At 70.6% G+C, this 20,322-nt stretch carries 19 protein-coding genes and 1 pseudogene; 8 read left to right on the forward strand and 12 right to left on the reverse strand.

The window, feature by feature from the left end; genetic code table 11:
- Positions 1-231: 231 nt before the first annotated feature.
- Complete coding sequence (gene dnaK, locus ACZ7M7_RS12675) at positions 232-2,106, forward strand: molecular chaperone DnaK (RefSeq protein ID WP_472115558.1); 1,875 nt, start codon at positions 232-234, stop codon at positions 2,104-2,106.
- A 6-nt stretch (positions 2,107-2,112) separates the two neighbouring features.
- Here the strand turns inward: dnaK and narI are convergent, their stop codons facing one another.
- The 6 genes from narI to ACZ7M7_RS12705 form a co-directional block, all read right to left on the reverse strand.
- Complete coding sequence (narI, locus tag ACZ7M7_RS12680; protein WP_472115561.1) at positions 2,113-2,835, reverse strand: respiratory nitrate reductase subunit gamma; 723 nt, start codon at positions 2,833-2,835, stop codon at positions 2,113-2,115.
- A complete protein-coding gene (narJ, locus tag ACZ7M7_RS12685; RefSeq protein ID WP_383601053.1) occupies positions 2,832-3,326 on the reverse strand; it encodes a nitrate reductase molybdenum cofactor assembly chaperone in 495 nt (164 codons plus the stop codon). The genes narI and narJ overlap by 4 nt, the downstream gene beginning before the upstream one ends.
- Positions 3,326-4,975, reverse strand: coding sequence for a nitrate reductase subunit beta (gene narH / locus ACZ7M7_RS12690; RefSeq protein WP_472115564.1), 1,650 nt, complete (start codon positions 4,973-4,975; stop codon positions 3,326-3,328). The genes narJ and narH overlap by 1 nt, the downstream gene beginning before the upstream one ends.
- A complete protein-coding gene (locus ACZ7M7_RS12695; RefSeq protein ID WP_472115567.1) occupies positions 4,975-8,667 on the reverse strand; it encodes a nitrate reductase subunit alpha in 3,693 nt (1,230 codons plus the stop codon). The genes narH and ACZ7M7_RS12695 overlap by 1 nt, the downstream gene beginning before the upstream one ends.
- A 116-nt stretch (positions 8,668-8,783) precedes the next feature.
- Positions 8,784-9,599, reverse strand: a complete 816-nt coding sequence (locus tag ACZ7M7_RS12700; protein ID WP_472115570.1) for an SAM-dependent methyltransferase — start codon at positions 9,597-9,599, stop codon at positions 8,784-8,786.
- A 46-nt stretch (positions 9,600-9,645) separates the two neighbouring features.
- A complete protein-coding gene (locus ACZ7M7_RS12705; protein ID WP_472115573.1) occupies positions 9,646-10,509 on the reverse strand; it encodes a helix-turn-helix domain-containing protein in 864 nt (287 codons plus the stop codon).
- Between the two features lie 270 nt (positions 10,510-10,779).
- On the opposite strand from ACZ7M7_RS12705, the gene ACZ7M7_RS12710 reads away from it, so the two are divergent.
- Positions 10,780-11,205 carry a hypothetical protein gene (locus ACZ7M7_RS12710; RefSeq protein WP_472115576.1) on the forward strand — a complete coding sequence of 142 codons (426 nt, stop codon included), beginning with the start codon at positions 10,780-10,782 and terminating at the stop codon, positions 11,203-11,205.
- Here the strand turns inward: ACZ7M7_RS12710 and ACZ7M7_RS12715 are convergent.
- Positions 11,187-12,017 (reverse strand): helix-turn-helix domain-containing protein, encoded by an 831-nt coding sequence (locus ACZ7M7_RS12715; protein ID WP_472115579.1) that lies wholly within the window; start codon positions 12,015-12,017, stop codon positions 11,187-11,189. The two genes, ACZ7M7_RS12710 and ACZ7M7_RS12715, sit on opposite strands and share 19 nt — an antisense overlap.
- 30 nt (positions 12,018-12,047) lie before the next feature.
- Here ACZ7M7_RS12715 and ACZ7M7_RS12720 point away from each other — a divergent pair, with 30 nt between their 5' ends.
- The 3 genes from ACZ7M7_RS12720 (at position 12,048) to ACZ7M7_RS12730 (ending at position 14,276) form a co-directional block, all read left to right on the forward strand.
- Positions 12,048-13,136 carry an ADP-ribosylglycohydrolase family protein gene (locus tag ACZ7M7_RS12720; RefSeq protein WP_472115582.1) on the forward strand — a complete coding sequence of 363 codons (1,089 nt, stop codon included), beginning with the start codon at positions 12,048-12,050 and terminating at the stop codon, positions 13,134-13,136.
- A gap of 88 nt (positions 13,137-13,224) precedes the next feature.
- Positions 13,225-13,527 carry a 4a-hydroxytetrahydrobiopterin dehydratase gene (locus tag ACZ7M7_RS12725; RefSeq protein ID WP_328878131.1) on the forward strand — a complete coding sequence of 101 codons (303 nt, stop codon included), beginning with the start codon at positions 13,225-13,227 and terminating at the stop codon, positions 13,525-13,527.
- 5 nt (positions 13,528-13,532) lie between these two features.
- A complete protein-coding gene (locus ACZ7M7_RS12730) occupies positions 13,533-14,276 on the forward strand; it encodes a class I SAM-dependent methyltransferase (protein WP_472115585.1) in 744 nt (247 codons plus the stop codon).
- On the opposite strand, the gene ACZ7M7_RS12735 is transcribed toward ACZ7M7_RS12730, so the two are convergent.
- Both ACZ7M7_RS12735 and ACZ7M7_RS12740 read right to left on the reverse strand, forming a co-directional pair.
- The gene (locus tag ACZ7M7_RS12735) at positions 14,245-14,721 is read right to left on the reverse strand and encodes a hypothetical protein (RefSeq protein ID WP_383601029.1); all 477 of its coding nucleotides are present in this window, start codon (positions 14,719-14,721) and stop codon (positions 14,245-14,247) included. The genes ACZ7M7_RS12730 and ACZ7M7_RS12735 overlap by 32 nt on opposite strands.
- Positions 14,718-15,215: a hypothetical protein gene (locus tag ACZ7M7_RS12740; RefSeq protein WP_472115588.1), complete on the reverse strand. Its 498-nt coding sequence runs from the start codon at positions 15,213-15,215 to the stop codon at positions 14,718-14,720. The genes ACZ7M7_RS12735 and ACZ7M7_RS12740 overlap by 4 nt, the downstream gene beginning before the upstream one ends.
- A gap of 39 nt (positions 15,216-15,254) precedes the next feature.
- Here ACZ7M7_RS12740 and ACZ7M7_RS12745 point away from each other — a divergent pair, with 39 nt between their 5' ends.
- The gene (locus ACZ7M7_RS12745) at positions 15,255-16,211 is read left to right on the forward strand and encodes a helix-turn-helix transcriptional regulator (RefSeq protein WP_472115591.1); all 957 of its coding nucleotides are present in this window, start codon (positions 15,255-15,257) and stop codon (positions 16,209-16,211) included.
- 40 nt (positions 16,212-16,251) lie between these two features.
- Positions 16,252-18,126, forward strand: coding sequence for a rhamnogalacturonan lyase (locus ACZ7M7_RS12750; RefSeq protein ID WP_472115594.1), 1,875 nt, complete (start codon positions 16,252-16,254; stop codon positions 18,124-18,126).
- Between the two features lie 82 nt (positions 18,127-18,208).
- Here ACZ7M7_RS12750 and ACZ7M7_RS12755 read toward each other — a convergent pair whose 3' ends face one another.
- Complete coding sequence (locus ACZ7M7_RS12755) at positions 18,209-18,859, reverse strand: PASTA domain-containing protein (RefSeq protein WP_472115597.1); 651 nt, start codon at positions 18,857-18,859, stop codon at positions 18,209-18,211.
- 169 nt (positions 18,860-19,028) lie between these two features.
- On the opposite strand from ACZ7M7_RS12755, the gene ACZ7M7_RS12760 reads away from it, so the two are divergent.
- On the forward strand, positions 19,029-19,637 hold the full coding sequence (locus ACZ7M7_RS12760; protein ID WP_472115600.1) for a DUF4352 domain-containing protein: 609 nt from the start codon (positions 19,029-19,031) through the stop codon (positions 19,635-19,637).
- Between the two features lie 57 nt (positions 19,638-19,694).
- Here ACZ7M7_RS12760 and ACZ7M7_RS12765 read toward each other — a convergent pair whose 3' ends face one another.
- Positions 19,695-20,081, reverse strand: a complete 387-nt coding sequence (locus tag ACZ7M7_RS12765) for a cellulose binding domain-containing protein (protein ID WP_472116634.1) — start codon at positions 20,079-20,081, stop codon at positions 19,695-19,697.
- Positions 19,973-20,266: pseudogene (locus ACZ7M7_RS12770) on the reverse strand (xyloglucanase); the annotation flags it as partial. The pseudogene ACZ7M7_RS12770 and the gene ACZ7M7_RS12765, both read right to left, overlap by 109 nt.
- Positions 20,267-20,322: the final 56 nt, after the last annotated feature.

Consider the following 20,322-nt stretch of genomic DNA (forward strand, 5'->3'; position numbering starts at 1 on the left):
GCCTCTTGCGGCTGCGGCGCCGTCGTGGCTGGTCGCGCCCACGCGGCGGAGCCGCATATCGATACAGCCCCGCGCCCCTGGGGGGCGGCCCTTCGGGCCGGCCCCCCGAACCCTGAGTGAGCGCTCAGCCACTGTTTGGCGGCCGTCCCCGCGGTCACCCGTCCCATTGACAAGAACCCGCTCAAGTTTTGTGCTGGAGTTCAAGGGGTGCCCTGGCGGAAGGGGACAGCGATGGCACGCGCGGTCGGGATCGATCTCGGGACCACGAACTCGGTGGTCGCCGTCCTGGAGGGCGGCGAACCCACTGTCGTCGCCAATGCGGAGGGGGCCAGGACCACACCGTCGGTCGTGGCCTTCGCCAAGAACGGCGAGGTACTCGTCGGTGAGGTGGCCAAACGGCAGGCGGTGACGAACGTCGAGCGCACCGCCCGCTCCATGAAGCGGCACATGGGCGACGCGAACTGGCGCTTCCCGGATCAGGGCGACGTCGACGGCTCCCGCTACCGGGCCCAGGAACTGTCGGCCCGGGTGCTGCAGAAACTGAAGCGGGACGCCGAGTCGTATCTCGGCGAGGACGTCACCGACGCGGTGATCACCGTTCCCGCCTACTTCGACGACGCCCAGCGGCAGGCCACGAAGGAGGCCGGGGAGATCGCCGGCCTGAAGGTGCTCAGGATCATCAACGAGCCCACGGCCGCCGCCCTCGCCTACGGCCTCGACCGGGGCGAGGAGCAGACCGTGCTGGTCTTCGACCTCGGCGGCGGCACCTTCGACGTCTCGCTGCTGGAGATCGGCGACGGCGTCATCGAGGTCAAGGCCACCAACGGCGACACCCACCTGGGCGGCGACGACTGGGACCAGCGGGTCGTCGAGTACCTGGTGAAGAAGTTCAAGGGGCAGTACGGCATCGACCTCGGCACCGACAAGATGGCGCTGCAGCGGCTGCGCGAGGGCGCCGAGAAGGCCAAGATCGAGCTGTCCAGCTCCACCGAGACGACGATCAACCTGCCCTACATCACGGCCTCCGCCGAAGGGCCGCTCCACCTCGACGAGAAGCTGACCCGCGCCCAGTTCCAGGAGCTCACCGCGGACCTCCTCGACCGCTGCAAGACCCCCTTCCACCAGGCGGTCAAGGACGCAGGCATCAAGCTCTCGGCGGTCGACCACGTCATCCTCGTCGGCGGCTCCACCCGGATGCCCGCCGTCACCGAACTCGTCAAGGAACTCACCGGCAAGGACCCGCACAAGGGCGTCAACCCCGACGAGGTCGTGGCCGTCGGCGCCGCCCTCCAGGCCGGTGTCATCCGCGGCGACGTCAAGGACGTCCTGCTGCTCGACGTCACCCCGCTGTCCCTCGGCATCGAGACCAAGGGCGGCATCATGACGAAGCTCATCGAACGCAACACGACCATCCCCACCCGGCGTTCGGAGATCTTCACCACGGCCGCCGACAACCAGCCCTCGGTCGGCATCCAGGTCTACCAGGGCGAACGTGAGATCGCGGCGTACAACAAGAAGCTCGGTGTCTTCGACCTCACCGGCCTGCCGCCGGCCCCGCGCGGCGTCCCGCAGATCGAGGTCGCCTTCGACATCGACGCCAACGGGATCATGCACGTCTCCGCGAAGGACCTGGCGACCGGCCGTGAGCAGAAGATGACGGTCACGGGCGGTTCGGCCCTCCCGAAGGACGACATCGACCGCATGATGCGGGAGGCCGAGCAGTACGCCGAGGAGGACCGCAAGCGCCGCGACGACGCCGAGACCCGCAACCAGGCCGAACAGCTCGTCTACCAGACCGAGAAGTTCATCCGCGACAACGAGGACAAGGTCCCGGCGGACACCAAGGCCGAGGTCGAGTCGGCGATCACGGACCTGAAGCAGCAGCTGGAGCAGAACGCCGAGACCAACGCCCTGCGCACCGGCATCGAGAAACTCGCCTCGGTCAGCCAGCAGATGGGCCAGGCGATGTACGCCCGGTCCCAGCAGGCGCCGAGCGACAGCGCCACCGGCACGGGCGCGGAGCAGTCCGCGCCGCAGGACGACGACGGTGTGGTGGACGCGGAGATCGTGGACGACGAGAAGGACCAGAAGGGCGGCGCCGCATAGGGGCGCTCAGGACCCGGTCTTCTCCCAGCCCCGCCGCTCCGGCCGGGGCCCCAACTGCCTGGGGTCCCGGCTGCGGTACACCACATACGGCCGGAACAGGTACTGCACCGGCGCGCTGAACATGTGGACCAGTCGGGTGTACGGCACCAGCGCGATGAGCACCATGCCGATCACCGCGTGCACCTCGTACAGCACCGGCACGCCCGCCATCCGGTCGAGGTCCGGTTGGAGGGTGAAGAGACTGCGGGCCCACGGGGCGATGGACTCGCGGTAGTTGTAGCCGTCGCCGGAGGAGTGGGACAGCTTGGCGACCATGCCCATCACGATGGCCGCCGCCAGCACGACGTACATGATCTTGTCGTTGGCCGTGGTCGCCCGGAACACGGGTGCCTTCGTGCGGCGGCGGTAGATCAGCAGGACGATCCCGACGACCGTCAGCACCCCCGCGGCCGTGCCGCCGTAGAGGGAGAACAGGTGGTACGTGTGCTCGCTGACGCCGAGCGCGTCCGTCCAGGACTCCGGGACGAACAGGCCCACCAGATGGCCGACCAGCACGAACAGGATGCCGTAGTGGAAGGCGGGCGAGGCGATGTTCAGGAGCTTCGACTCGTAGATCTGGGACGAGCGCGTGGTCCAGCCGAAGCGGTCGTAGCGGTGGCGCCAGATCAGACCGGCGACGAGCAGGGCGAAGACGACGTAGGGCAGGACGCCCCACAGCAGTGTGGTCATGGGCGTGCCCCCGGTTGTGCGGTCGGCAGTGTGGCGCACACGGCGTCCAGGACGGACGCGTACGGTGTGCCGAAGTCGGTGAGCCGGGCGCGGAGCTCCTCCAGACAGTCCCGGTGTTCCAGCAGGAGGCCGGTGTCGCCGGTGCGGGCCGCGAACTCCAGTACCGCGGGCAGGAAGTCGGGCAGTTCCTCGCCGGTGAACTCCAGGCCGTGGGCGCGGTAGAGCTCCTTGAAGCGCAGCAGCGACATGCCGCGCCGCCGGGTGTCGCCGTCGCGCCACCAGCTCAGATACAGGCTGTGGCGGTTCTTGAAGTCGAAGACCTGGACGTAGTGGGCGGCCAGTTCCTGCGGGGGTGTGAGGGCCGCGTGGTCGGTGAACTCCCGTAGCTGCGGGGCCGCCTCGCGCAGCAGCGGCAGGCGGGCGCGGAAGTCGTCGTCGGGGTAGGTCAGGCAGAGTGCGGCCGCCTGGTACAGCACCTCGAAGGACGGCATCATGCCTCCTCGGTCTCGGCTGTGTCGGCTGATTGGGCCATGGGGGCTGTGGGGGGCAGGTCGGCCGCGCGGTCCGCCGTCTGCCGTTTGCGCAGGGCGTGGAAGTTCTCCACCGTCACCAGCGGCAGCAGCTTGCGGCCCGAGTCCTGGCCGAAGGGGCCGTCCCCGCCCATCCCGGGCCCGCCGTCGTAGTCGAGGCTGCACCCCTGCGGCAGCGCGGACTCCTCCAGGTGCCGGGCGTCCGCCACGGCGGCCGTCGGAATCACGTACCGGTCCTCGTACTTGGCGATCGCCAGCAGCCGGTACATCTCCTCGATCTCGTGGGCCTCCATGCCGACGGCGGCCGACACCGAGGGATCCGGCTCCTCACCGAGGTTGATCGCCCGCATGTGGGAGCGCATCGCGGCGAGCTTCTCCAGCGAGGACCGGACCGGGCCGATGGCGCCGGCCGTGAACATCTCCGCCAGGTACTCCAGCGGAATGCGCAGGCTGTCGATCGCGCCGAACAGGTTCCCCACGTCCTCACCGTCGTGCCCGGTCTCCGTCAGCACGTCCACCACCGGGGAGAGCGGCGGGATGTACCAGACCATCGGCATCGTCCGGTACTCCGGATGCAGCGGCAGCGCCACCCGGTACTTGCTGATCAGCGCGTGCACGGGGGAGCGGCGCGCCGCCTCCACCCAGTCGTACGGAATCCCCGCCGCGTCGCACGCGTGCCGGACCCCGGCGTCCTCGGGATCGAGGAAGACACCCAACTGCGCCTCGTACAGATCCCGTTCGCTGCGCACCGACGCAGCGGCGGTCACCCTGTCGGCGTCGTACAGCACCACCCCGAGATAGCGCAGCCGGCCCACGCACGTCTCCGAGCAGACCGTCGGCAGACCGACCTCGATCCGCGGGTAGCACATCGTGCACTTCTCCGCCTTGCCGGTGGCGTGGTTGAAGTACACCTTCTTGTACGGGCATCCCGTCACGCACATCCGCCAGCCCCGGCACCGGTCCTGGTCGACGAGGACGATGCCGTCCTCCGCCCGCTTGTACATCGCCCCCGACGGGCACGAGGCCACGCAGGACGGGTTGAGGCAGTGCTCGCAGATGCGCGGCAGATAGAACATGAAGGTCTGCTCGAACTCGAAGCGCACCTTCTCGGAGGCCTGCGTGCGTGCCCGCTCCACCATCGGGTCGAGGTCGCCGTAGGCCGGGGCGCCGGCGAGGTTGTCGTCCCAGTTCGACGACCACTCGATCTTCATCGGTTTGCCGTCGAGCTCCGAGATCGGCCGGGCGACGGGGTAGTCGTCGCCGAGCGGGGCGTCGGTGAGGTTCTTGTAGTCGTACGTCCAGGGCTCGTAGTAGTCCTTGATCTCCGGGAGTTCGGGATTGGAGAAGATCCCGGCGAGCTTGCGGAAGCGGCCGCCCGCCTTCAGCTTCAGGGCCCCGCGCCGGTTCAGCTCCCAGCCGCCGCGCCACCGCTCCTGGTCCTCGTAGCGGCGGGGGTAGCCCTGGCCGGGGCGGGTCTCGACGTTGTTGAACCAGACGTACTCCATGCCCCGGCGGTTGGTCCACGCCTGCTTGCAGGTGACCGAGCAGGTGTGACAGCCGATGCACTTGTCGAGGTTCATCACCATCGCGATCTGGGCCATCGGACGCATCAGTACTCGACCTCCTGGCTGCGGCGGCGGATCACCGTCACCTCGTCGCGCTGATTGCCCGTCGGGCCCAGGTAGTTGAACGCCCAGGACAGCTGGGCGTACCCGCCGACGAGATGGGACGGCTTGAGGATCAGCCGGGTGAGCGAGTTGTGGATACCGCCGCGCCTGCCGGTGGCCTCCGTCTTCGGGACGGCGACCGTGCGTTCCTGCGCGTGGTGCATGTAGACGGTGCCGGGCGGCATCCGGTGCGAGACGACGGCCCGGGCGACGACCACGCCGTTGCGGTTGGCCGCCTCCACCCAGTCGTTGTCCACGACGCCGATCGCGTCCGCGTCCTGCGGGGACATCCAGATGTTCTGGCCGCCCCGGGAGAGCGCCAGCATGAACAGGTTGTCCTGGTACTCGGAGTGGATGGACCACTTGTTGTGCGGGGTGAGGTACCGGACCGTCACCTCCTTCTGCCCGTCCGGTCCCAGGCGCGGTTCGCCGAACAGCTTGTTCATGTCCAGCGGCGGCCGGTAGACGGGAAGTGCCTCGCCCAGCTCGTGGATCCAGTCGTGATCGAGGAAGAAGTGCTGGCGGCCGGTGAGGGTGTGCCAGGGCTTGAGGTGCTCGGTGTTGAGGATGAAGGCGGTGTAGCGCCGCCCGCCCGACTCGCTGCCCGACCACTCCGGTGAGGTGATCACCGGGACGGGCGCCGCCTGGGTGTCCGCGTACGTGACCCGCTTGCCCTCGTGCTCGGCCGCCAGGTGCGCCATCTCCTGCCCGGTACGGGCCTCGAGCGTGCGGAAGCCCTGCGTGGCGAGGCGCCCGTTGGTGGTGCCGGACAGGGCGAGGATGGTGTTCGCGGCCTTCACGGCCGTATCGAGCAGGGGCCGGCCGTCGGGTGTCACACCGTTCAGGTGCCGGAGGTCCTCGACCTCTTCGTCCGGCTTCAGCGTGATGCCCTTGGCGGGCAGGCCGAGCTGCTCCGCCAGCGGCCCGAGCGCGGCGAACTTGGCGCCGATCGCCGTGTAGTCCCGCTCCACCACGGTGAGGTTCGGCATCGTCTTCCCCGGCACCGGATCGCACTCCCCGCGCCTCCAGTCCAGGACGACCCCGCCCGGCTGGGCCATCTCGCCCGGGGTGTCGTGCTGGAGCGGGGTCACCACCAGGTCCTTGCGCACCCCCAGATGACCGACGGCCAGCTCACTCAGCCGCTCCGCCAGCACCTTGAACGCGTCGAAGTCGGTGCGGGCCTGCCACGGCGGGTCCACGGCCGGAGTGAAGGAGTGCACGAAGGGGTGCATGTCCGTGCTGGACAGGTCGTGCTTCTCGTACCAGGTCGCGGCGGGCAGGACCACGTCCGACAGCAGCGTGGACGACGTCTGCCGGAAGTCCAGCGACAGCAGCAGGTCGAGCTTGCCCTCGGGCGCCTCGTCGTGCCAGGTCACATCCCGCGGCCGGACGTCCTCGGGGGCTTCCTCTGCCTGCAGGGACGAGTGCGTGCCGAGCAGGTGCCGCGTGAAGTACTCGGCGCCCTTCGCCGACGAGCCCAGCAGGTTGGCCCGCCACAGCGTGAGCACCCGCGGCCAGTTCTCCGGCGCGTCCGGGTCCTCGCAGGCGAACTTCAGGGTCCCCGCGCGCAGTTCGGCCACCACCCGCGACACCGGATCACCGAACACCTCGCCCAGCTCCAGCGGATTGCGGTCGAAGGTCGGATACGACGGCATCCACCCCGTCCGCGCCGACAGCGCGAGACAGTCCGCGCCCGTCATCCCCCGGAACCGGCCCGTGCCGAGCGGCGAGGCGAGCACGTCGGCCGTGAAACGGTCGTAGCGCCACTGGTCGGTGTTGAGGAACCAGTACGCCGTGCCGATCATCTGGCGCGGCGGCCGCGACCAGTCCGACGCCGAGGCGAGCGTCGCCCAGCCGGTCACCGGACGGCACTTCTCCTGGCCCACGTAGTGCGCCCAGCCGCCGCCGTTGCGGCCCTGGCAGCCGGTGAGCTGGAGCAGGGCGAGGAAGGCGCGGTAGATCGTCTCGGAGTGGAACCAGTGGTTGGTGCCGGCTCCCATCAGGATCATGCAGCGGCCCTTCGACCGCTCGGCGGTCCGCGCGAACTCCCGGGCGATGCGTACGCACTTGGCGGCCGGGACCGAAGTGTGCGCCTCCTGCCAGGCGGGGGTGCCGGGCGCGTCGCGGTCGTCGTACGACACGGGCCAACGGCCGGGCAGGCCCTCCCGCGCCACCCCGTACTGCGCCAGCAGCAGATCGAAGACCGTCGTCACCAGCGGCCCCTGCGCGCCGCCGAGCTTCGTTGCCGGGACACCGCGCCTCACGACGTCCCCGCGCCCCTGCCCGTGCGCCCCGCCCTCCGTGTCGAAGCGTGGCAGCAGCACCTCGACACCCGCGGCGACCTCACTGCCGTACAGGCTCAACTGCGGGCGTATGTCGCCGAGTTCGAGATTCCACTTGCCCATGCCCGACTCGGACCAGCGAAAGCCCAGGGAGCCGTTCGGGGCGACCGCGCGTCCCGTGGCGGCGTCCAGCACGACCGTCTTCCACTCCGCGCTCGCGCCTTCCTGGCCCAGGTCCGAGGCGCGCAGGAACTTCGCCGGGACGTAGGCGCCGCCCCGTTCCTCCAGCGTGACCAGGAAGGGCAGGTCGGTGAACTGCCGCACGTAGTCCGCGAAGAACGGCGTCTCGCGGTCGACGAAGAACTCCTTGAGGACGACGTGCCCCATGGCGAGGGCCAGCGCGCCGTCCGTGCCGGGGTGCGGGTGGAGCCACTCGTCGGCGAACTTGGCGTTGTCGGCGTAGTCGGGGGCGACCACCACGACCTTCTGGCCCCGGTAGCGGGCCTCCGCCATCCAGTGCGCGTCGGGCGTCCGGGTCACCGGGACGTTCGAGCCCCACATGATCAGATACGCGGCGTCCCACCAGTCGCCGGACTCCGGTACGTCGGTCTGGTCGCCGAAGACCTGCGGGGAGGCGACCGGCAGATCGGCGTACCAGTCGTAGAAGGAGAGCATCGGGGCGCCGATGAGGGAGTGGAAGCGGGCGCCCGCCGCCTGCGACACCATCGACATCGCGGGGATGGGGGAGAAGCCGGCGATGCGGTCCGGGCCGTACGTCTTGATGGTGTGGACGTGCGCGGCGGCGACGATCTCGATCGCCTCGTCCCAACTCGCCCGCACCAGACCGCCCTTGCCGCGCGCCTGCTGGTAACGGCGGCGGCGCTCGGGGTCGTTCACGACGTCCGCCCAGGCCAGGACCGGATCGCGCAGGCGTTGCTTCGCCTCCCGGTACATCTCCAGGAGGACGCCCCTGATGTACGGGTGGCGGACCCGGGTGGGGGAGTAGGTGTACCAGGAGAAGGCGGCGCCCCGGGGACAGCCGCGGGGCTCGTACTCGGGGCGGTCGGGGCCGACGCTCGGATAGTCGGTCTGCTGGGTCTCCCAGGTGATGATGCCGTCCTTGACGTACACCTGCCAGCGGCACGAGCCCGTGCAGTTCACGCCGTGCGTGGAGTTCACGACCTTGTCGTGGCTCCACCGGTCCCGGTAGAAGGCGTCCGCCTCGCGCCCGCCCGTCAGCGCGACGCTGTGCAGATCGGGCGCGGGCGTGCCAGGCCGGAACCACCTGCCCGCCTTGAGCAGCGCCGCGCCCGGCTCGGCGGGCGGGACGGCGGGTATCCGCGTGTCGGTCACAGGCGCTCCCTTGCTTGCCCGGAGGCCGGGGCTCTGGTCCCGAACCTAGGACGGGGCGCGGGAGCGCACCCCTTCACCGCACCCGTACGGGTAACCGTCGCCGGGCACCCGTACGGCTAGGGCTTGTGCGCGACCCCCGCGTACACCGGCACGATGCCCTCCGCCTGGGCCGCCACGTCCGCCGCCTCCGGCCGCCAGCCGTAGACCGGGATGACGCCGGGGCCGAGCAGCTCGAGACCGTCGAAGAAGCGGGAGAACTCGGGCAGCGACCGGGGGAAGAACGGGGTGCCGCTGTGCCGGAAGTGGTTCGCCGCCTTCTCGATGGCCGCCGGGCTGAGGTCCGGGGTGACCTGGGAGAGGATCAGATAGCTGCCCGGGGCGAGCGCGGCGACGTACCTCTCCAGCAGGCCGTACACGTCGTCGCCGTCGGGGTCGTCACCCAGGTAGTGGGTCAGCGCGACCAGTGACAGCGCCACCGGCCGGCCGAGGTCCAGGGACTCCCCGGCCCGGCCCAGCAGCGTGTCGACGTCACGGACGTCGGCGTGCACATAGTCGGTGCTGCCCTCTCCCGACCCGTGCAGCAGCGCCTCCGCGTGCCGCAGCACGATCGGGTCGTTGTCCGCGTACACGACCTTGGACTCCGCGGCGACGCCCTGCGCCACCTGGTGCAGATTGGGCTCGGTGGGGATGCCCGTGCCGATGTCCAGGAACTGGCGTATCCCGGCCTCGGCGACGGTGCGCACGGCACGGTGCATGAAGCGGCGGTTGGCGCGGGCCCCGCGCAGGACCGTGCCGTCCACGGCGAGGATCTTCCGGGCCAGCTCCTCGTCCACCGGGTAGTTGTCCTTGCCGCCGAGCCACCAGTCGTAGACGCGGGCCGGGTGCGGCCGGCTGGTGTCGACGCGGGTGGGCGCGGCCTCGGAACCGGTCATGCGATGTGTTCTCCTCGGGGATCGATGGCCTTCGCGGCCCTTGGCCTCAACAGTCCTTGCGGTGTTCCCGCAGGATCTTCCTGGTGCGCTCGGCCGACGCGGCGGCCGTCGACATGTGGTCCAGGACCTCCAGATGTGCGGCGACCTCCTTGCGGGAGTCCAGATACAGGGCGCCGGTCAGGTACTCGGTGTAGACCATGTCGGGCAGCTCGGGCTCGGCGAAACGGAACAGGGTGAAGGGCGCGTACGTCCCCGGATGCGGGCCCGAGGCGAACTCGGCGATCTGCAGCGTGACGCGATCGCGCTCGGCGAACCCCAGGAGCTTGTCCAGCTGGTCGCGCATCACCTCGCCGCGGATGCTCACCGGACGCAGCAGCACCGTCTCGTCCATGATCACCCACAGGTGCGGCGGGTCCGGGCGCTCCAGCAGCCGCTGCCGTTCCAGGCGCAGCGACACATGCCGCTCGATGGTCTCCGGCCCCGTCTGGCCGATCGTGCCCGCCTCCAGCACGGCGCGCGCGTACTCCTCGGTCTGCAGCAGGCCGGGCACGAAGTGCGGCTCGTAGGAGCGGACGATGCGGGCGGCGCCCTCCAGGCTCACGTACAGGCTGAACCAGTCCGGGAGCACGTCGTGGAACCGCTGCCACCAGCCCGGCTGGTTGGCCTCCTCGGCCAGCGAGACGAACGCCGCCGCCTCGTCCTCCGGCACGCCGTAGGTCTCCAGCAGCACCTGTACGTACGGGATCTTCAGCGCGACCTCGGCCGTCTCCATCCGCCGTACGGTCGCCGCGGCCACGCGCAGCACGCGTGCGGCCTCGTCGCGTCCCAGCCCGGCCGCCTCCCGCAGCTCCTGCAGGCGCCTGCCGAGCACCACTTGACCCACGGTCGGCGCGGGCCGCCGCTCACTCACGCCACGCCTCCCCTACGCGCCGAAAGTACGGGGTGCAGTGTGCCACGTTCCGGTTGGCCATGGGGTGGTCGGTGTGGTCTGCGGCCTGACGGTCCGTCGTGGTCGCTCGCGCAGTTCCCCGCGCCCCTGAGCAGGCGTTGCCATTACCCCGCAGGTAATCGACCGTCCCGCCGCTCCGCGAGACCGTTGGGGCACCGGGTTCCGGGTCGGCGCACTCCGGCCCGGGATTCGGGTCCGCCGCAATCCGACCTCGACGGAGGGTGATTCGTCATGTCCGCCACCTCGCTCACCGCGCTCGCCCGGACCTCCGACCCGCAGACCGTGCTGCGCCGCTTCCTGGCCCTGGACGCGGTGGTGACCGGGGCCAACGGGCTCGGCTATCTCGTCGCGTCCGGCCCGCTGGGACGGCTGCTCGGGGTCGACAGCACTCTGCTGCTCGCCCTCGGTGCCTTCCTCACCGTGTACGCCGCCGCCGTGGGCCTGCTCGCCTCGCGTGCCCGCCCCGCCGCGCTCCCGGTGCGTGCCGTGATCGAGGCCAACCTCGCCTGGAGTGTGCTGAGTCTCGCCGCCCTCGCGCTGTGGCTGTCGCCGTCCACCGCGGGTGGCGTGTGGACGGTGCTGCAGGCGCTCACCGTCGCCGGGTTCGCCGTGCTGCAGCACATGGCCCTGAAGACCCGTCAGGGCATTAGCGACTGAAGGTACTTGACCGTCGCCGGGTCGGCCGGGAGCAGCGTCTCGATGGCCAGCTCGGCGACGGTCACGTCCATGGGGGTGTTGAAGGTGGAGATGGAGGAGATGAAGGACAGCACACGGCCCTCGTGCTCGATCTGCATCGGCAGCGCGAAGTACGGGACCGGCTCGGTGGGCCCGGCGCCGGGCGTCTCCTCCGGAACCGGGTAGGCGGCCACCTCCTCGTACAGCTTGCGCAGCGGCTCGGAGCGGTGCAGCGCGATCTGCCGCTCCATCTGCGCGAGGAGATGGCCGCGCCACTCGCGCAGGTTGCGGATGCGCGGTGCGAGGCCCTCCGGGTGCAGGGTCAGGCGCATCGCGTTCAGCGGGGGATCGAGCAGGTGCTCCGGGATGCCGTCGAGGATCATGAGGATGCCCCGGTTGGCCGCGTGGACGTTGTACATCGCGTCCACCACGAGAGCCGGGTAGGGCTCGTAGCCCTGGATCAGCTGTTCCATGCCCGCGCGCAGCGCGTCCAGCGCCGGGTCGTCCAGCGGGGTCTCCGGATAGCGCGGGGCGTAGCCCGCGGCCAGCAGCAGCGCGTTGCGCTCGCGCACCGGCACGTCCAGGTGCTCGGCGAGCCGCAGCACCATCTCCTCGCTCGGCCGCGAACGGCCCGTCTCGATGAAGCTGATGTGCCGCGCCGAGGAGTCGGCCCGCAGCGCCAACTCCAGCTGACTGACCCGCCGTTGCTCCCGCCAGGCCCGCAGCAACGGGCCGACGCCCGGGCCGGAGGGGGTGCTGGCGGGCTCGGTGCTGCCGGACGGGACAATGGTCATGAGTACGACCGTAGTCGAGGAGTGCGCCGAATGAACGAGCCGTGGATGTCGTCCCTGGCGGGCGAGGCCGTGTACCGCGCCCGGGTGCGTGGCTGTCTGCTCGGCGGGGCCCTCGGGGACGCGCTCGGCTATCCGGTCGAGTTCAGCTCGCTGGAGCGGATCCGCGCCGCCAACGGAGAGCGCGGAGTGACGGCACCCCTGTTCGCCGGGGACAGCGACGTGGCCCGCATCAGCGACGACACGCAGATGACGCTCTTCACCGCCGAGGCGCTGATCCAGGCCCACCGACGGGAGCGGCTCAAGGGCATCGGCGGCGGATGGGTCATGCTGGTGCGCTGGGCGTACGAACGCTGGCTGGAGACCCAGCGCCACCCCGGCCCCGAGCAGGCCGCACCGCCGCAGAGCGGCGCGCCCGAGGGCGGTCTGATCACCCAGGCGTGGCTGTACGCCCGACGGGCTCCCGGCAACGCGTGCGTGTCCGGGGTCGCCCAGCTGTACGCACCCGACCCCGGGCTCGCGCTCGACGGCAAGCCCGGTGAGGTCAACCCCGACTCCAAGGGCTGCGGCGCGGTGATGCGCTCGGCACCCTTCGGCCTGGTGAACTCCGCCGACGGCGCCTTCGCCATGGCCGCCCGTGCCGCCCAGATCACCCACGGTCACCCCACCGGCTACTACGCGGCCGGGGCCCTGGCCGCGATCGTGGCGCACCTCGTGGCGGGCGACTCCCTGGAGGGCGCGGTCCTGCGCACGCTACGGCTGCTGGCGCGCCACCCCGGCCACGAGGAGACGTCGGCCGCGCTCACCGAGGCCGTCGACCTGGCCGGGCAGGGCGCACCCACCGCGGAGAAGGTCGAGACCCTGGGGGAGGGCTGGGTCGCCGAGCAGGCGCTCGCCATCGGTGTCTACTGCGCTCTTGTCACACCCACCGTGCGGGACGCTCTGCTGCTCTCCGTCAACCACTCCGGCGACAGCGACTCCACCGGCTCCATCTGCGGAAACCTGCTGGGCGCCCGGTACGGCGACCACGGCCTGCCGCACGAGTGGCTGGAGCGCGTCGAGGGCCGGGCGCAGATCGCCGCGCTGGCCGACGACCTGGCGGCCGAAGGCGTGCGGCGCTGAGCCTTGGGGAACCCGTCTGACCAGGGCCGCCGCGCGCAGGCTGTGGCAGGCTGAAGACGAACCCTCCCGTGCAGGAAGGAGCGAGGCCATGCCCCTCGAACCGCTGTCGCAGAAGGAGATCGAGGACCGGCTCGCGGAGCTGCCGGGCTGGACGTCGGACGGCGACCGCATCGCCCGCTCCTACCGGCTGGCCTCACACTTCGCGGCCACGGCGATGGTCGTGCACATCGCCCAGGTCCAGGAGGAGCTCGACCACCACTCCGACCTCACCCTCGGCTACAACACGGTGTCCCTCACCGTGAACACCCACACCGTGGGCGGCGTGACGGAGCGGGACTTCGCACTCGCCCACAGGATCGAGGAGCTCGCCCCCGGCCACGGGGCACAGTGACGGGCGTGCTCGACTACGACAAGGAAGCCGAGCGGTACGACGCCTCGCGCGGCGGCGAGCCCCGGGCGGCCGCCGCGGCCCAGGCGGTGCTGGGCCTGCTGCCGGACGGGACCCGGCGGCTGCTCGACGTCGCCTGCGGCACCGGCATCGTGACCCGGCGGCTCGCCGCCGGGCGGGACGGCCTGTCCGTGACCGGCGTCGATCTCGCGCCCGCCATGGCCCGGCAGGCCGCCACCCGCCTGCCCGGCGCCGTGCTGCTCGCCGACAGCCGCCGGCTGCCGTTCCCGGCCGACCGCTTCGACGCCGTCACCAGCGTGTGGTTGCTGCATCTCGCGCAGTCCGACCAGGACGTACGGACCATCGTCGGCGAGTGCGCCCGTGTGCTGCGGCCCGGCGGGGTCTACGTCACCACGGTCGACAAGGGCGCCGCGCACAACGTGGGCAGCGACATCGACGCCGTCATGGCCTCCCGCCCGCCCCGCCCGGCCCGGGACGCGGCGGACCTCGTCGAGTCGCACGCCCTCGGCCACGGCCTGGTCCCGGCCGGCGGGGCCGGCTTCACCGGTCACGGCCAGGGCCGCAGCCCTCGCCGTACGGTGGCCGACCTGCGCCGGGGCTGGTTCGTCACCGTGCCGCCCGGCGGCACCCTCGCCGAGGGCTTCGTCGCCCGTCTGGCGAGGCTCCCGGACCAGGACCGCCCCCGGCCGGACCCGGTGTTCACGCTCCGGGCGTTCCGGAAGGCCGAGTGAAGTCCATGGTCCAGTTGGTCAGCCAGGTCTCACCGCCGTCCATGGAGAACGCCTGCTCCCAGCGTGCCGAGGTGGCGGAGACGCCCGACCAGACGAACCGCACCTGTACGTCCTTGCCGTCGTGGACGTCGTCGCCGTGGAACTCGCCGCGCTCGCCCTCGAAGCGCCCGAACACCGGCGGGAACAGCTTGCCGGTGCGGCTGGAGGACCAGTTCAGCGACCACTGCTCGGTCGCCCGGTCGAAGAGCCGCAGCGTCAGCCCCTTCGAGCCCAGGTGCGCCATGTCGACCTCGTCGATGTTGGCGGCGCCGTCGAACAGCGGCCGGCAGCGGCTGGTCGCCGGGAACTCCTCCCAGTCGCTGTCCGGGTCGAGGAAGTCCGTGCGGCGGCGGTTGACGACGTCCCAGTCGCCGTGGAAGAAGTCGAAGTCGTGCGGGCTGCTCATGTGCGGTCTCCAGTGGTGCCGTCGGACAGGGAATCGGCCAAGTAGGCCGTCAGATCAGGGACTTCGGGCGCGAGCATGTGCCGCACCCAGGCGTCCCGTTCGTGCAGGATCGGCGGGAGCTCCCAGACGCAGCCGATCCACGGCAGGTCGGGCGTGATGAAGTGCGTCGGGTCGCGGTCGGGGCAACCGAGCACCGGCTGTCCCGCCGACGCACCCTTGAAGTGCAGGACGTTGTCCCACACCCAGCTGTAGGCATTCAGATAGGCGCCGTCGTCGCCGCCCCGGTGCAGGACCACGAACGTCGCCGGGGGAGTGCCGTCCGGCTCCGGCAGCAGCTCCGGCAGGATCGCGTACGCCGCCTTCTCGACCTCGGGCGCGATGCCCGCCGGGTCGGCGGTGACGTGGTAGCGCTTGATGTGCCGCCCGGCCACCTCGATCGGCGGCGGTACGGTCAGCAGTTTCTCGGTGAAGGCGGGGTTCTCCGTAAGGGCCATGGCAGGACGCTATGACCGCTTCACTGCCATCCTGTGTCAGTGAAGTCCAGCCGACTGGTCTCGATCCTGCTCCTCCTCCAGACCCGGGGTCGGATGACCGCCGCCCAGCTCGCCGAGGAGCTGGAGGTGTCCGTCCGCACCCTCTACCGGGACGTGGAGGCGCTGAGCGCGGCCGGAGTTCCGCTGTACGGCGACGCGGGCCACGCCGGCGGCTACCGCCTGCTCGACGGCTACCGCACCCGTCTCACCGGGCTCACCGCCGACGAGGCCGAGGCCCTCTTCCTCGCGGGCGCCCCGGGCCCTGCCGCCCAACTCGGCCTCGGCTCCGTCCTGGCCGCGGCCCAGCTCAAGGTGCGTGCCGCGCTGCCCGCGGAACTGCGCATCCACGCCGACCGGATCAGCGGCCGCTTCCATCTCGACGCACCCGGCTGGTACGCCGACGCCGACGAGACGCCGTACCTCCCGGCGGTGGCCGACGCGGTCTGGAACAGCCGTGTCCTGCAGGTCCTGTACCGCCGCTGGCGTGCGCCCACGGACGTGGAGCGGCGCCTGGAGCCGTACGGGCTCGTCCTCAAGGCCGGCCGCTGGTACGTCGTCGCGGGCCCCGGACCGCGCACGTACCACGTCGATCAGATCCTCCAACTCGCCACCACGGAGGCCGAGTTCACCCGACCCGTCGACTTCGACCTGCCCGCGTACTGGACGGCGTACCAGCACGACTTCCGCGACCGCCTGCGCCGGGACGAGGCGGTGGTCCGGCTTGCGCCAGGCGTCGAGCTCGCGGGGTCGGTGAGGGGTGATGCGCGCACGGAGGAGGACGGCTGGACACGGGTCACCGTCCCCATCGAGTCCGTCGACCACGCCCACGCCGAGTTCCTGCGCCTCGGCACCGGCATCGAGGTGCTCCAGCCACCCGAACTGCGCGAGAGGATCGCCCGGACGGTGGCCGAACTGGCCGCGAGATACGGCAACTTCGGCACGCACGGTGGCGACTGAGGGAGCGGAACCCGTCCGTCCTCCCGAGGAGGCACGTCACGTGCAGCACCCGCGCAAGCACCGCAGACGCCGGGCCGCGTTCGCCGCGACCCTCGCCACCGCAGCCCTGGCCGCCGCCGGGCTCACCACCCTGAACGGCGCAGGAACAGCCGAGGCCGCCACCGCCCGCCAGGTCGAGAAGCTGGACCGTGGGGTGGTCAGCGTCCACACCGCCGACGGCAACCTGGTCAGCTGGCGCTGGCTCGGCACCGACCCGAACGACGTGTCCTTCAACGTCTACCGCGCCGGCACGAAGGTCAACTCGACCCCGATCACCGGCTCCACGAACTACTTCCACTCCGGCGCCCCCGAGCAGGCCGACTACACCGTCCGCGCGATCGTGGGCGGCGTCGAGCAGGGCGACTCGGTCCACGCCGTCCAGTTCCGCCCGGGCTACAAGGACGTCCCGATCAGCCCGCCGGCCGGCGGTACGACGCCCGACCAAGTGGCGTACACCTACGAGGCCAACGACGCCTCCGTCGGTGACCTCGACGGCGACGGCGCTCTCGACCTCGTCCTCAAGTGGCAGCCCACCAACGCCAAGGACAACTCCCAGTCCGGCTACACCGGCAACACGATCGTCGACGGCATCAAGCTCGACGGCACCCGGCTGTGGCGCGTCGACCTGGGCCGCAACATCCGCTCGGGCGCGCACTACACGCAGTTCCAGGTGTACGACTACGACGGCGACGGCAGGGCCGAGGTCGCCATGAAGACGGCCGACGGCACGCGGGACGGCACAGGCAGGGTGATCGGCAGCTCGTCGGCGGACCACCGGAACTCGTCCGGCTATGTACTCTCCGGCCCCGAATACCTGACCATGTTCAATGGCCGGACCGGCGAGGCGATGGGAACGGTCGACTACGTCCCGGCTCGCGGCACGGTCTCGTCCTGGGGCGACTCGTACGGCAACCGGGTCGACCGATTCCTCGCCGGTACCGCGTACCTGGACGGCTCCCGACCCTCCCTCATCATGGCCCGCGGCTACTACACCCGCACGGTCATCGCCGCCTGGGACTGGCGCAACGGCAGCTTCACACGCCGCTGGACCTTCGACACCAACTCCTCCACCAACAGCGGCAAGGGATTCGACGGACAGGGCTCGCACAGTCTGTCCGTCGGGGACGTCGACGGGGACGGCAAGGACGAGATCGTCTACGGCTCGATGGCCGTCGACGACAACGGCAACGGCCTGTGGACCACGAAGACGGGCCACGGCGACGCCCAGCACTTGGCCGACCTCGACCCCGCGCACGCGGGCCTGGAGTACTTCAAGGTCTCGGAGTCGACCGGCCAGCCGGCCGAGCTGTACATCAACCCCGCCGACGGCACCGTGAACTGGAAGCTCGCCGCCTGCTGCGACAACGGCCGGGGAGTCGCCGGGGACATCTGGGCGGGCAACGACGGCGCCGAGATGTGGTCCGCCTCCGACACCTCCGTCCGCGACGAGGCCGGCGCCGCCAAGGGCCGCGAGCCGTCCTCGGCCAACTTCCTGTCCTGGTGGGACGGCGACCCCGTCCGCGAACTCCTCGACGGCACCCGCATCGACAAGTACGGCACGTCGACCGACACCCGCCTGCTCACCGGCTCCGGCGTCTCCTCCAACAACGGCACGAAGGCCACGCCCGTCCTGTCCGGCGACATCCTCGGCGACTGGCGCGAGGAGGTCATCTGGCGCACGAGCGGCAACACGGCGCTGAGGATCTACTCGACGCCGCACGAGACGACCACGAAGATCACGACCCTGCTCCACGACCCGATGTACCGCACGGGCCTGTCCTGGCAGAACACGGCTTACAACCAGCCGCCGCACCCGAGCTTCTTCATAGGCAACGGGATGGCCGCGGCGCCCAGGCCGACGGTCTACACGCCCTGAGTTTGGGCGATTTGACCCGACTGGAACATGGATCGGCGGCCGTCCGACTCTCCGCGACGGCCGCCGGTCTCACCGGTCTCGCCTACGGGCAGGATTCGTCGAACTTGACTGCGGTGAACGTGACGGGCCGCCCGTTCAGTGCGGAGCCGGCGTCCGGGGACTGCGTGCACACCTGCCAGTTCGATTCGACCAGTACCCAACGGTCGTCGCCGCTCGCGTCATCGACGGTGATCGACGTGCCGGACTCCAGAGCTGCCCGAGCAGCCTTCACCGACTTGCCCTTGAAGTCCGGCATTCTGCCGCCCGCCGCCGACGGCGCCTTCTCCTCCCTCGCCGGGCACTTCTCCTCCAACTTCACCGCCCCGAAGTCCAGTTCCGTGTCCGTCGACACCGACGTGCCGGCCTTGACGTTCTGGCTGCAGACCTGCCAGTTCCTGTCGAAGGCCTGCATGCGGTCCCGGCCGAGCGCGTCGTGCGAGGTGAGTGCGTAGAAGCCGAGCTCCTGTGCCTTGTCCTGCGCGGACTGCAGGCCCATTGCCACGAAGTTCGGGACGGTCGCCCTCTCGGCTTCGGCCGGCTTGTCGTCGCTCGAAGGCGGGCGGCTCGTCGGGGCCGCGGACGCTGTCGAGGTGGCGCCGGCGCCGGACGACTCGCTGTCCTCGGATGGTTGGCAGGCTACGACGCCGACCGCGGCGGCACAGAGCAGAGTCGCGGTAATGATGCGGGTTCGCATTGATTCCCCCGGAGTGATGCCAGTACAGGCGGAATACCGTAGAGCACATGTGAAGGGAATGTGCACTCCCTAGGGTTTCCGACGGTTCGGGTCTTGGTCGATGAGCCGTACAACCATTCGTGTTCTTCACGGGTCCTTCACATGCGTACTACCGAAACCTGGGGAGAACATGGTCCACCGCCCCCGCACCCGCATTCGTCTCGTCGCCACCGCGACGGTCGCCGTCGCCGCGCTCGGTCTGTCCGCCTGTGGCAGCGGCTCCGGCGACGAAGTCGTCGACAAGCCGAAGGCGAACGCCTCTGCCAAGGCCGGCAGCGGCAACGAGAAGGAGCCCACCGCCGAGAAGAGCAGCGCCGCGCCCGAGGTCGCCAAGGTCGGCGACACGATCGCCCTCAAGGGCACGGACAGTGGCACCGGACTCGACGCCACCGTGGTCAAGGTCGTCGACAACGCCAAGTCCGGTGACGAGTTCTTCGCCCCCGAGTCCGGCAACCGGTGGATCGGCGTGCAGTTCCAACTCGTCAACACCGGCTCCAAGGTCTACTCCGATGCTCCGGTCAACGGGACGAAGATCGTGGATGACCAGGGCCAGCAGTTCGGGCCCGTCCTCGCCGACATCACCGCCGGCCCCTCGATGTCGTCGGACGTCCGGTTGAAGCCGGGCGCGAAGACTCTGGGCTGGGTCGTGTTCGAGGTGCCGAAGGCGTCGAAGGCGGCGACTGTCACCTTCGGGATGGACTCGGGCTTCGCTGAGCAGATCGGGGAGTGGAAGCTGTAGGAGTGCACGGAGGGCGCGCGCCTGCGACGGCACGCGCCGCCCTCGGCCTGACTCAACTCACCGCCCAGTTCCGGCCCCGAGCCCGAACGTCGTCGGCTTGGCGTTCGCCCCCGACCAGCTCCCCGTGAACCCGAAGCCCACGGACGACCCGGGCGCCACGTTCCCGTTCCGGCCCACGTTCTTCATGGTCACGGCTGAGCCCGACTGCGCGTACTCGGCGTTCCACAGCTGCGTGATCCGCTGACCGTCAGCGAAGGACCAGTCAAGCGCCCAGCTGCTCCAGGCACTTGAGCCGGTGTTGGACAGCTGAACGTCGGCCTGGAAGCCGCCTACATCCCTACCGCCGCGTACACCCTGTCCGGGTCCACGGAGTCGGACGCCAGACTCACCACACCCGTGTGCCCCCAGTCGTCCCAGCCGACCGAGTCCAGCAGCGGCGTCCAGGTCTTCGTCGACTCCTGCCGGCGGTAGGCGCCGCCGAGGCCGTTGCGGGCGTTCCCCCAGGTGCAGGTGTCGGCGCTGATCGACACCTCCCTCGAAGCATCGGAGCCTGCGAGCGCGGGCGGAGTGCCCGCGAGCAGTCCGGCGGCGAATGCGAGTACGGCCGTGAGGATGCGGGTTCTTCGCACGCGTCCTCTCCTTCGATGTGGGGGAAGGTACAAGCACCGGGCAAGGTCGCGCCGAA

It is taken from the genome of Streptomyces sp. NPDC111606, assembly GCF_055656945.1.

Excerpts from the sequence above, each read along its gene's own strand:
- narH (WP_472115564.1), bottom strand. The coding sequence starts at position 4,975 with ATGCGTCCGATGGCCCAGATCGCGATGGTGATGAACCTCGACAAGTGC.
- ACZ7M7_RS12715 (WP_472115579.1), bottom strand. The coding sequence starts at position 12,017 with ATGACCATTGTCCCGTCCGGCAGCACCGAGCCCGCCAGCACCCCCTCC.
- ACZ7M7_RS12735 (WP_383601029.1), bottom strand. The coding sequence starts at position 14,721 with ATGAGCAGCCCGCACGACTTCGACTTCTTCCACGGCGACTGGGACGTC.
- ACZ7M7_RS12710 (WP_472115576.1), top strand. The coding sequence starts at position 10,780 with ATGTCCGCCACCTCGCTCACCGCGCTCGCCCGGACCTCCGACCCGCAG.
- narJ (WP_383601053.1), bottom strand. The coding sequence starts at position 3,326 with ATGCCGTCCTTCGAGGTGCTGTACCAGGCGGCCGCACTCTGCCTGACC.
- ACZ7M7_RS12725 (WP_328878131.1), top strand. The coding sequence starts at position 13,225 with ATGCCCCTCGAACCGCTGTCGCAGAAGGAGATCGAGGACCGGCTCGCG.
- ACZ7M7_RS12740 (WP_472115588.1), bottom strand. The coding sequence starts at position 15,215 with ATGGCCCTTACGGAGAACCCCGCCTTCACCGAGAAACTGCTGACCGTA.
- ACZ7M7_RS12755 (WP_472115597.1), bottom strand. The coding sequence starts at position 18,859 with ATGCGAACCCGCATCATTACCGCGACTCTGCTCTGTGCCGCCGCGGTC.
- ACZ7M7_RS12760 (WP_472115600.1), top strand. The coding sequence starts at position 19,029 with ATGGTCCACCGCCCCCGCACCCGCATTCGTCTCGTCGCCACCGCGACG.
- dnaK (WP_472115558.1), top strand. The coding sequence starts at position 232 with ATGGCACGCGCGGTCGGGATCGATCTCGGGACCACGAACTCGGTGGTC.
- narI (WP_472115561.1), bottom strand. The coding sequence starts at position 2,835 with ATGACCACACTGCTGTGGGGCGTCCTGCCCTACGTCGTCTTCGCCCTG.
- ACZ7M7_RS12700 (WP_472115570.1), bottom strand. The coding sequence starts at position 9,599 with ATGACCGGTTCCGAGGCCGCGCCCACCCGCGTCGACACCAGCCGGCCG.
- ACZ7M7_RS12720 (WP_472115582.1), top strand. The coding sequence starts at position 12,048 with ATGAACGAGCCGTGGATGTCGTCCCTGGCGGGCGAGGCCGTGTACCGC.